The organism is Mesorhizobium sp. M0152, assembly GCF_040322415.1.
Classification (GTDB): domain Bacteria; phylum Pseudomonadota; class Alphaproteobacteria; order Rhizobiales; family Rhizobiaceae; genus Mesorhizobium.
In genome coordinates, this window is sequence record NZ_JAMYTH010000083.1 from 1 (window position 1) to 9,540 (window position 9,540).

The 9,540-nt window shown below is 60.1% G+C and carries 9 protein-coding genes and 2 pseudogenes; 8 read left to right on the forward strand and 3 right to left on the reverse strand.

The window, feature by feature from the left end:
- Positions 1–183: 183 nt before the first annotated feature.
- The 5 genes and pseudogenes from NKJ26_RS32670 to NKJ26_RS32690 all read left to right on the forward strand — a co-directional run bounded on the left by NKJ26_RS32670 (position 184) and on the right by NKJ26_RS32690 (position 4,818).
- Positions 184–1,310, forward strand: a pseudogene (locus NKJ26_RS32670) (ISAs1 family transposase).
- Between the two features lie 1,219 nt (positions 1,311–2,529).
- The gene (locus NKJ26_RS32675; protein WP_352699935.1) at positions 2,530–3,267 is read left to right on the forward strand and encodes a helix-turn-helix transcriptional regulator; all 738 of its coding nucleotides are present in this window, start codon (positions 2,530–2,532) and stop codon (positions 3,265–3,267) included.
- A gap of 82 nt (positions 3,268–3,349) precedes the next feature.
- Entirely contained in the window at positions 3,350–3,982 is a 633-nt protein-coding gene (locus tag NKJ26_RS32680; protein WP_352567485.1) for an acyl-homoserine-lactone synthase, read from the forward strand.
- 28 nt (positions 3,983–4,010) lie between these two features.
- On the forward strand, positions 4,011–4,250 hold the full coding sequence (locus NKJ26_RS32685) for a transcriptional regulator domain-containing protein (protein WP_352594527.1): 240 nt from the start codon (positions 4,011–4,013) through the stop codon (positions 4,248–4,250).
- 145 nt (positions 4,251–4,395) lie between these two features.
- Complete coding sequence (locus tag NKJ26_RS32690; RefSeq protein ID WP_352567472.1) at positions 4,396–4,818, forward strand: DUF2285 domain-containing protein; 423 nt, start codon at positions 4,396–4,398, stop codon at positions 4,816–4,818.
- A gap of 24 nt (positions 4,819–4,842) precedes the next feature.
- Here NKJ26_RS32690 and NKJ26_RS32695 read toward each other — a convergent pair whose 3' ends face one another.
- Positions 4,843–5,109 (reverse strand): DNA -binding domain-containing protein, encoded by a 267-nt coding sequence (locus NKJ26_RS32695; protein ID WP_352567473.1) that lies wholly within the window; start codon positions 5,107–5,109, stop codon positions 4,843–4,845.
- A gap of 122 nt (positions 5,110–5,231) precedes the next feature.
- Here NKJ26_RS32695 and NKJ26_RS32700 point away from each other — a divergent pair, with 122 nt between their 5' ends.
- A complete protein-coding gene (locus tag NKJ26_RS32700; RefSeq protein WP_023755980.1) occupies positions 5,232–5,450 on the forward strand; it encodes a helix-turn-helix transcriptional regulator in 219 nt (72 codons plus the stop codon).
- A gap of 427 nt (positions 5,451–5,877) precedes the next feature.
- Here NKJ26_RS32700 and NKJ26_RS32705 read toward each other — a convergent pair whose 3' ends face one another.
- Positions 5,878–6,573, reverse strand: coding sequence for an OmpW/AlkL family protein (locus NKJ26_RS32705; RefSeq protein WP_352699942.1), 696 nt, complete (start codon positions 6,571–6,573; stop codon positions 5,878–5,880).
- 173 nt (positions 6,574–6,746) lie between these two features.
- Positions 6,747–8,818: pseudogene (locus tag NKJ26_RS32710) on the reverse strand (prolyl oligopeptidase family serine peptidase).
- 11 nt (positions 8,819–8,829) lie between these two features.
- Between NKJ26_RS32710 and NKJ26_RS32715 the strand changes: the two are divergent.
- Both NKJ26_RS32715 and NKJ26_RS32720 read left to right on the forward strand, forming a co-directional pair.
- Positions 8,830–9,090: a hypothetical protein gene (locus tag NKJ26_RS32715; protein ID WP_352699938.1), complete on the forward strand. Its 261-nt coding sequence runs from the start codon at positions 8,830–8,832 to the stop codon at positions 9,088–9,090.
- A gap of 51 nt (positions 9,091–9,141) precedes the next feature.
- The gene (locus tag NKJ26_RS32720) at positions 9,142–9,342 is read left to right on the forward strand and encodes a hypothetical protein (protein WP_352699940.1); all 201 of its coding nucleotides are present in this window, start codon (positions 9,142–9,144) and stop codon (positions 9,340–9,342) included.
- The last annotated feature ends 198 nt before the right edge of the window (positions 9,343–9,540 follow it).

Consider the following 9,540-nt stretch of genomic DNA (forward strand, 5'->3'; position numbering starts at 1 on the left):
GGCCGAGTGTCCGTTTCGCCGTCAAACACTCGAGGTAGGAGCCGAGTGCCCGAATTGGGCCCGCTCGGATCTGTGCGGGGGGCGCAGGGTAACCTGCGTCCCTACCGCGAAACGCCCTTTCGCAGTTGTGGCTTGGCTGAATTCCATGGGTTCCGATTTGATTCGGAGCGCCCATTCATGACCATCACCGCCCTTGAAGGGTTCGAAAAGCCGCGCCTGAAGGCGCTTCTGGAGCATTTTCCGCCATCGACGACCCACGCGAGCCGCGGCGGGTCGCTCATCCGTTTAGTTCTGCTTCTGGTGGTGTGTGGCACGATCTGCGACTGCGACGATTACGACCTGATCGCTGACTGGGGTGCGGCCCATCTCGACTTCCTGCGCCGCTACCTGCCCTACCATCACGGCGTGCCTGGCGGGCGCTGGCTGACGATGCTGATGAACCGCATCGATCGGGGCTGTTTTCGGATGCCTTCACTTCATGGGTGCGCCAGACCTGGCCCGACAAGCCGGACTTCGTCGCCATCGACGGCAAGACCTCGCGACGCAGCCACGACAGGAGCACAGGCAAGGCGCCGCTGCATCTGGTCTCGGCTTTCGCCACTACCAGCCGCCTCGTGCTTGGCCAGGAGGCGGTCCCCGACAAGAGCGGCGAGACAACCGCCATCCCCGTGCTCTTGCAGCGTCTGGGCAAAGACGACGGCCTCAAGGGCGCGCTCGTTTCCATCGACGCCATCGCCACCAATGCCGCCATTGCTACCGCCATCAGGGATGCCGGCGCCGACTACCTGCTCGCCGTCAAGGCCAACCAGCCGACGCTCAGAGCCGAGATCGAGCGCTACTTCGACGATGCCCCTGCCCATTGCCTCGACGGCTTCGTCGATCTCGACAAAGCCCATGGCCGCGTCGAGGAACGCACCGTCACTGTCTCGCGCGAGGCCGGCTGGCTTCCCGGCGAACTGCGCCTGCCGCATTCCACGACCATCGTGCGCGTCCGCGCGCGCACCGGACTAAAAGAGAAAACCCGATACTTCATCGCCTCCGCCGATCTGACAGCCGAACGGGCCGCCCATGCCGTGCGCGGACACTGGCTGGTCGCGAACGCCCTGCACTGGACCCTCGATGTCGTCTTCAAGGAGGATCAATCCCGCCTCCGAAAGGGTAATGGGGGGCACAACATGGCCATCGTTCGCCACTTCGCACTCAACCTCGTTCGGGCCGTCGGCGACAAACGCTCCATCAAACTGCGCCGCAAAAGGGCAGGATGGGACCCGCAATACCTCGCCGCCATCCTCGGACAGCTAACCCGTTAACCTGGATTCAGAGCCCTGGCGACCGGCTGGTTGGGCGCTGCCGCAACCAAGCCTTAATCTTGGGCTGACTGATGGCTGAAACCACTTAGCGATTCTAGTTCGTGTCGAGCAGTCTTTGGTTCCGACGCTCAAATCCGGTGTCACCCTGATCACGGACATGTGTGGACGGCCCTCGTTGGTGCAAGATGATTTTTTTTGAAGAGTTCGGAGCGTGGTAGGGTGCTGACATGTGTCCGGCCGCGAGCGGGTTCTATTCAACTTCGCGCGCTCAAGGCGCGTACTATGATCCGGTTTTCCGGTCCCGTCCGTACCCACACCCTGCGTGATTGCTGACTGGCCAGTTCAGTCGAAGGATGACGGGTACGGGCGGTCCCTCCTCGGCTCTCATATTAGGGCCCATGGGTCGGTTTTCCAGCTGTACTTATCACGTAACGAGAGCCTGCGCTCTCGACCGGGTATAAATAGAGTTTAATGCCAGCGAAGCATTTTGCGAATTCCCAGGGCGTTCGCTGAGCTCTATCATCAGCAGCATTTAGCAGGGCCCCGTCCGTACCGAGGCCAGAAGAAAGATGTGTCGGCGGGACCTTTTGAGCCCTATGGGAAGATGCGATCATGATACTGATACGCCCTAGCATGCGGCCTGAGGTCACGAGATTTAAGGATCAAACCAACAAGGGAGAAGAAAACTAAGATCTTTCAATCCAAGGGGCTCGCATTCCGGCTTCCATCTACAAAATGCCGAGCGACGTCAAAGCATCTGCGGCCCAGGTGGACCCGCTTGCTGCGGAAACGCTGCCACCGGCGACGATGCGCCTGTCCGTTGTCCTCTTCATCGTGCCTTCACGGGGTAACCATTGGATGATGACGGCTTTGATGCCGCTCGACCATGGTGGCGTAGGATGACTTCTCACGATTGTATGACACATGGGCGGGCGATGATTTCATTTCATCCCAAGAAGATTTCCGATTGCACTATTGCGTTGGGAAGATGCTGTAGCGTCACGGAGATGGCCGTTTCGAACAGTCCAGCGCAGCTGCGGTTGGCGATGACCGGTGTGAGGATCATGCAAGCGTCGCGGCATTCCGTAAAAACGGTCAGCCGGGCCAATGCGCGCGAAGGCGGCCGCGGGCATGGGGGCCGGCTTATGGTGGGGTCTCCAAGTCAGGGTGGCGCGCAGCAGACAGATGGAGGGATTGAGTCAGGACAATGAGGAAGGACATGCGAATTGTCTTCGAGACATTCCTGGAAAAGTTGTCGGTAAGTGTCGATGAGGGTGATTTTCGCGGAGCCTTGGCCGATGTCGCCTCAGGTCTGGATCTATTCACCTTTGCCTACTTCTCCTTACCGCCGTGGTCTAATGGCAAGCCCATGCTGATCTCGAATTATCCGGCGCTCTGGACAGCGCGCTATCTTGAGAACCGGTATCAGAATGTCGACCCGGTCATTTTACGTGCAAGCTATGGCGAATCCACATTTCGATGGGGATTTGACCTAAAGAGTTTTGATCTGTCCGCGCCTCAGCTTAGGTTTTTCGAGGAAGCAGCGCAGTTCGGCATCCGCTGCGGCGTGACGATCCCGATCATTGATGGCCGCGACAATTTTGCGGCTATGACCTTTGCCGCTGACAAGCCCGATCCTGCATACTTTCGCGTGGCCGATCGCTACGAGCAAGGTCTTCCATTTTTCGCGAGCTGTTTTCATACGTTCGTCCGCTGCAGACTGTCGGGCGATCGAAGAGTTGGCGGTGTGTTGTTGACGCCGCGTGAATACGAGTGCCTGCAGTGGGCGGCGCGCGGCAAGTCCGCCCGAGATACAGGCGGTATCCTGGAGATCTCGCGGTACACGGCTGAGTTCCATCTGGCAAACGTCCGCAAGAAGCTTGGCGTGACAACCACCCGACAGGCGATTACGCGTCTGGCGGCTTCAGGCTTTTCGCTTCCTGATAAGTCGGCTTGACCTCCGGAACTGCACAGGCTGCGCTTTCGCGAAGGATCGGCTCCAATGGCGAGGAAATGTTTCCCGCCATTGGAGGTCTTTGATGATCCAGCTTATTGCGCCTGAGTGCTACGACGACTTTGCTGACGGACTGCATGCAATGCATCGGCTTCGATTTCGCGTCTTCAAGGAACGCCTAGGCTGGGACGTGCAGGATAATGGCGGCTATGAAATCGATTCCTTTGACGCGCTCAGACCGCACTACCTGTTGTTGCGCGGTTTCGAGGGCCGGGTGGAGGGTTGCGTTCGCCTTCTGCCCTCAGCGGGCCCGACCATGATTCGCGATACCTTTCCGATGCTGTTGGAAGGAAGGGCTGCACCTGAGGATCCGAGCGTGTGGGAAAGCAGCCGTTTTGCGCTCGACATAGCTTCATCTGGGCAAAAGGGGGCGGGCGGTATCGCTCTCGGCACATATGAACTCTTCGCCGGCATGATCGAGTTCGGCCTCTCACGCCGGCTCAGCCACGTCGTCACGGTCACCGACTTGCGCATGGAGCGCATTCTTCGTCGCGCCGGCTGGCCCCTCGAGCGGATCGGCAACCCGCACACGATCGGCGCGACACGCGCACTGGCGGGCTACCTCGAAGTGTCGAAAGCGACACTTCATGCGGTGCGACAAAACAGCGGTATCGACAGTCCGGTGCTATGGGCGCCGGTGCTTCGCCGGGTGGCGTGAATGTGACGCCCGGCAGGAGAGCACAGTCATGTCCACGTCTCTTGCGACGGACGCCGATCTGCCCGACTGGTGGAATGATAGGTCATACGACTATGCCGCTCAGCTGACGCTGCGTGGCTGGGCTTGGGAGTTTTTGCGGCGCAATCCGGTATTTCAGCATGATGTGCTTGCTACGCGCCGGCAGGCCAACAGTTTGCCGCATGGAACCACCGTCGAGGTGATCGCGTCGGCCGGCAACCTGTCGCGCTGGGGTGTTTCGTTTCGCTGAATCTTACGGGCGCAGTGCGACTGTGTTTTGGTGTCCCCGCCGGTGTCCAAGCGTGTTGCCTGTCATTGCGGAACGGCGATTTGCGTCATCGACGATATCGTCGTTCGAGCTGGCGGCATTGCCATGTCGTGCTGCAGTCCTGCTGATGCCCGACAAGAGCCAGGAGGTTCTTCTTCGCGATGCGGAGCGCAGCCTCCAGCTTGCTGTTTCGGGAGCGGATGTCCTGCATCCTGTTTACCTCCGCACCGAGGCGATCTGGCCGGCAGCACTTTCGAAGCATCGTCTGATAGCGCTGGAGTGCCTCAATGCCCTTTGTGCCTATGGAAAACTGCCCGCGCGCTTGTTTCCGCCAGAAAGACGCGGGCCCCGATTGAACTTCGTCCTCCGCGCGCTCGATGGCGCGCTTGCCGGAGCATCACATCGCGAAATCGCCGAAGCGCTCGTCGGCCAAGCGCGCGTCCGGTCCGACTGGAAGGATCCTCAAGATCACCTGCGCGATCGTATCCGGCGCGCCGTCTCACGTGGCCGTGCGCTAATGAACGGCGAATATCTGAATTTCCTTCTTTGAAGAGCATGAGATCCGCGCTGTGCGTCAGCCGGCGAACAGTTCCTTGTAGCCGGTCGTCACCATCCAATTAGCACGGTCGATATGGCTGCGGAGGGCCTTTTTGGCGCGGACCGGTTCAATGGACGGGTCAATGCCGAGAATGCGATTGGCCATCTCCTCCTCGCTGGCATTGTCGGCACAGGCATCCAGGATACGCAGATAGATCGTGAAATGCTCCCTGTCGTAGCTCGTAAGGCTCTCCGACCATGGGACTTCGTCGGCAATCGGCGTGATCGATTTGGGCTGTAACATCGCTGATTATACCTCCGCAAAACGGCCTCCGCGAAGCCCTCCGCCAGCGGATTGGGATACTCAATGTGGATTACATATTTTAGTTGATAAACTCAAGCTGCCTAATCCGCTGGCTATCGTGCATGGATATGCGCAGATTGGTCGGACGGAATGTGCAGAGGATCAGGCTAAGGAAGCGTCTGACGCAGGAGCAGCTTGCCGAGATTTCCGGGTTCAGCCAGCAGTACATCAGCGGCTTGGAGAAAGGACGAAGAAATCCGACGATCATCACGATCTATGAACTGGCATTGGCCCTCGACGTCAGCCACACGGATCTGGTTCGGCCCGACAAACAGGCCTGACCCACCCGACTTCCAAGTAATTGCTACGGGCCCACGCGCCTCCCAGCGCGCGCCGCTGCTCGTGAACCCCCGGTCTTCTTCGGCAGGCTTCAGCGATCTTGCCCCGTTCGGCTTCGCGCCCCCGGCGCGGGGCAGCCAGTCGGCTGCTACTGGCAAGTACCTGGTCGGGCGTAGCGGGGACGCCCACTCTTAACAACGGCTTCTTCAAGTATCCCCGACAATCGGCTGCTGTGCGTCGGATGGTAATCGCATAAAGTTGATCAGAACGTTCCTCCGATTCGGACACCTCCCGCCCAGCCCCGCCTGGGGGTCACAAGGCCCCACCCCTCTAATGATCCGGGTCGACTCGCCCGTGCAGCGTGGAAAGGGCGCACGAGGCGCCCTTCATTTCCGATCAGCTATCAGCAGCCGCCTTCACCTTTCGTTGTTAGAAGCGGTAGGTGACACCTGCGCCTATCAACCAGGGATCGAGCTCCGCCTTTCCCGTCAGCTTCGCGCCGTCGACCGTGACGTCGAAGTCTGGCTTGAGGAAAAGCTTCTTCACGTCGAAGTTGACCCCCCAGTGCTGATCCACCATGTAGTCGAACCCGACCTGCAGCGCGGTGCCGAACGTGTTCTTAACCTTGAGAGCATCGACGCTGCCGGCATCCTGGTTATAGAAGATCGTGTAGTTCACGCCGGCACCCACATAGGGCTTGAAAGCGCCGAAATCGGTAAAATGATACTGCAATGTGAGCGTGGGCGGCAGCAGCCAAACCTTGCCGATATTGCCCAGCGCGCCGATCGCTCCTTGGCCCTCGATGTTGGCATAGGTGGTGCCGAGTATGAGCTCGGCGGCGATGTTGTCCGTGAAGAAATAGGAGATATCGAGTTCCGGGATCACGGTGTCCGAATAGGAAAGACCCGAGCTTGACACTGAATTGACGTAGCCCGAATCCTCGGTGATGACCCCCAACCCACGCAGGCGGAGTTGCCAAGGACTTGGCTCTTCCGTGACCGGGGCTCCTGCCTTCGGGACGCCCGCGGCTTGCGCAAGGTCCGCCGAGACGGCCTGTTGTCCCGTCACGATGAGGACAACGGCCGCTGTTACTCCCCGCGCCGCGCGCATTTGGTTTCTCGCCATGATATTCTCTCCTTGCTCTTCAGAAATGATGCGATGCACTATGGAAAATCCTGCTGGAATCGACGAAGCGCTCATGCGCAGTTTGCGTGGGACAGCGCGCACATTATTTGCCCTTTGCTCGCAATCATCGACCTGTACTCACTTGTGAAACGTTGCCCTTTGTCTCCGTGCACCTATCGAACGCCATCGACTTGCCAGCCGATCGCACTGCGAAGGAAATTGGTGCCCAGGGCAATGAATGCGGCCCGCTCACGACTGTTCTTGCCGGAGACGTGCCCAAGTAGGCGGGATAGCCAAGAGCCTGCAGCTTTGCAGCCATCTTGCGCGCGTGGCCCGGATGGACGCGGTCGTCCCGCTTCCTGGTGGCAAGCAGGATCGGCGGATAGGGCTGTCCTGGTGTCGCGGCGTGGTAGGCCGAGACTTCCTTTAGGAATATCCATTCCTCCGGCTTGTCGGGATCGCCATATTCGTCAATCCAGCTCGCGCCCGCCAAAAGCTTGGTGTAGCGGCGCATATCGATAACCGGGACGGTGCAGAACAGCGCGCCGAAACGCTCAGGATAGCGGGTAAGCATATTGGCGATCAGAAGGCCGCCATTTGAGCCGCCCTGGGCGGCAATCCGCCTCTGCAGTGTAATGCCCCTTCGCACGAGGTCGGCGGCAACGCCGGCGAAATCGTCATAGGCGAGACGCTTGCCCGCCCTGCGCCCCGCCTCGTGCCAACGGGTGCCGAATTCGCCGCCGCTCCGGATGTTCGCCACCACGCACGTGCCGCCGCGTTCGAGCCACAGTTTGCCGAGCGAGGAGTTGTAGTGGGGCAGGACCGATTTGCCGTACCCGCCGTAGGCGGTGAGGTGAACCGGGGCATCCCCGTTCCCGTTCGCCGGACCGACCTGCGTATAGGGGATCATCTCACCATCGGTCGAGACTGCCTCGTGGCGCGTCACCACTAACCCGGATGCGTCGAAATTCTCCGGGTCGCGCTTCACGACTACTGGAGCGCCGAGAGGCGCCGCGGCATTGAGGTCTAATAGGAGACGCTTCGGCGGCGTGATCGGGTCCTGAGCCGAAATGAGGACCTCTCCATTGGTCTCGTGACGTTCCGCATCGAGCGACCCCAGGTGAACAGTGCCTTGGGCAGGCACGGTGTCCAGCGCTCGGCGCGTCCATTCCTGGCGGTCGGGAGTGAACATCTCCAAACGCGGATCGAGGTTGACGAGGTAGGAGATAATGAGCTTCCCGTTATTCCAGAAGAATGACTGCAGGGAGCGCCTGTCGCCTGTTTCAAAGAGGATGGCAAAACTGCGCTCGCCGGCGATGAAGGAGGAAAGCGAGATGCCGATCAGCGCGTCCCCGGCATGGGTCATCCCTCCCACTGTGCATGGCTTGTGCGGCTTTACCGCCAGCCAGTCGCCGAAGCCGCTCCACGAGGCGTCTCGAGGAAGGTCGATCCGCGTCTTCGGCCCGCTCCTGTCACCGATTCGGACCATCTTCCCAAAGAAGGTCGACTGCTCGATGAACCAGACGCGCTCGCTCTCGGCGGTGCGGTCCAGATGGCCGGACACGCCGAGGGATTCGGAACCGGTCTCGAAGACTACCGGCGCGGTGAGCGGATCCGCGCCACGCTTCCACAGCCGCACGGTGCGCGCGTAGCCGGAGCGGGTGGCCATGCCATCACCGAGCGCACTAGAAAGCAGAAGCGTGTCAGGGTCGAGCCAATTAACCTCGCCCTTGGCCTCCGCGAGGTTGAAACCGTCGGCGACGAAGCTAGGAGATCCCAGATCGAATTCGCGATGCACGACCGCGTCGCTGCCGCCGCGCGACAGGCGCAGAACGGCTCTTTCCCGTCTCTCCGGCTCAAGGGATGCGCCGCGCCAGATCCAGTGCTCTCCGTGGCTAGCGGCGAGGGCGTCCAGATCGAGCAGTAGCTCCCACTGGGGATCCACTTTCATGTAGGCGGCAAGGGTGGTCCGGCGCCATAGTCCGCGCGGATTTCCGGCATCTTGCCAGAAATTGTAGAGGTACGGGCCGCAGCGGGTGATCAAGGGAATGTTGTCAGGACGGTCGAAGATCGCTGTCATGGCGTCACGGTCGCGATCGAACTGCGTTACACCGAAGTGCCCCGGGGGCCTGGCCGACTGGCTAGGGGCGCAGTCAAGTGCCCGTTCGCCTTCTACATCTTCGAGCCAAAGATAGGGATCGTCGTCGGGAGCATTCAGCGTTGGGCGGAAATCGAATGCGGTCATGTCCGGATAACGTGAAGAGTGATGTCGACTGGGAAACAGGCGCAAAGTCTTCCGTCGGCCCGGGAAAGCTCAGTTTTCCCGGCGGCGATCGCATGTTCGGCGAGCATGATCATGGGATGATTTCTCCTCTGTCGGTGCCGAGGCGCGTTTTGCGGACTGCCTCGCAGGAGTCATGCCAAATGAGAAAATCGTTTCAGAACAATGCGATCACCTTGATGGTGCTGTGTCTCATGTCCGACTTCGTCGAAGATCCGACACGAATGCAGCCGTGACCGCTCGATACAACCTCCTGTGCGAGCTCCGTGGGCACTGCGGAATAAGCAGTGAAGCTCACCACGAAACCGGCCGAGCTTCGGATCGACATGGGCGACGGGGCGATTGACGACCACTACGTCGCCGGTGCGGCACAGTCTGAGGACCTGCGGCGGCGATCATCGAATAACTGCGTTTACGATGCTCCACCCTGGCCCGACGGTCTGCGCGCAAAAGACTGCTTTGCGGCCTTATCCCTCTGCCTGGATTAAGGCGCAGGGACCGAATGGTGCACGTGCTTTTGGAACCGCAGAGTGGTCATAACGCAATTCTCCGCCGGCAATCTGTACAGAGGTTCGACAATCCAGTGGTGAAGGGGGTGAAGGGTCAGCCGATAACGTCAGGCCTAAAGTTCCAAGGCATGAGCATTTCGATCTCGGATGCCGGCCATCCTTGAGCGATGCGGGTCA

Excerpts from the sequence above, each read along its gene's own strand:
- NKJ26_RS32675 (WP_352699935.1), top strand. The coding sequence starts at position 2,530 with ATGCGAATTGTCTTCGAGACATTCCTGGAAAAGTTGTCGGTAAGTGTC.
- NKJ26_RS32680 (WP_352567485.1), top strand. The coding sequence starts at position 3,350 with ATGATCCAGCTTATTGCGCCTGAGTGCTACGACGACTTTGCTGACGGA.
- NKJ26_RS32685 (WP_352594527.1), top strand. The coding sequence starts at position 4,011 with ATGTCCACGTCTCTTGCGACGGACGCCGATCTGCCCGACTGGTGGAAT.
- NKJ26_RS32690 (WP_352567472.1), top strand. The coding sequence starts at position 4,396 with ATGCCCGACAAGAGCCAGGAGGTTCTTCTTCGCGATGCGGAGCGCAGC.
- NKJ26_RS32695 (WP_352567473.1), bottom strand. The coding sequence starts at position 5,109 with ATGTTACAGCCCAAATCGATCACGCCGATTGCCGACGAAGTCCCATGG.
- NKJ26_RS32700 (WP_023755980.1), top strand. The coding sequence starts at position 5,232 with ATGGATATGCGCAGATTGGTCGGACGGAATGTGCAGAGGATCAGGCTA.
- NKJ26_RS32705 (WP_352699942.1), bottom strand. The coding sequence starts at position 6,573 with ATGGCGAGAAACCAAATGCGCGCGGCGCGGGGAGTAACAGCGGCCGTT.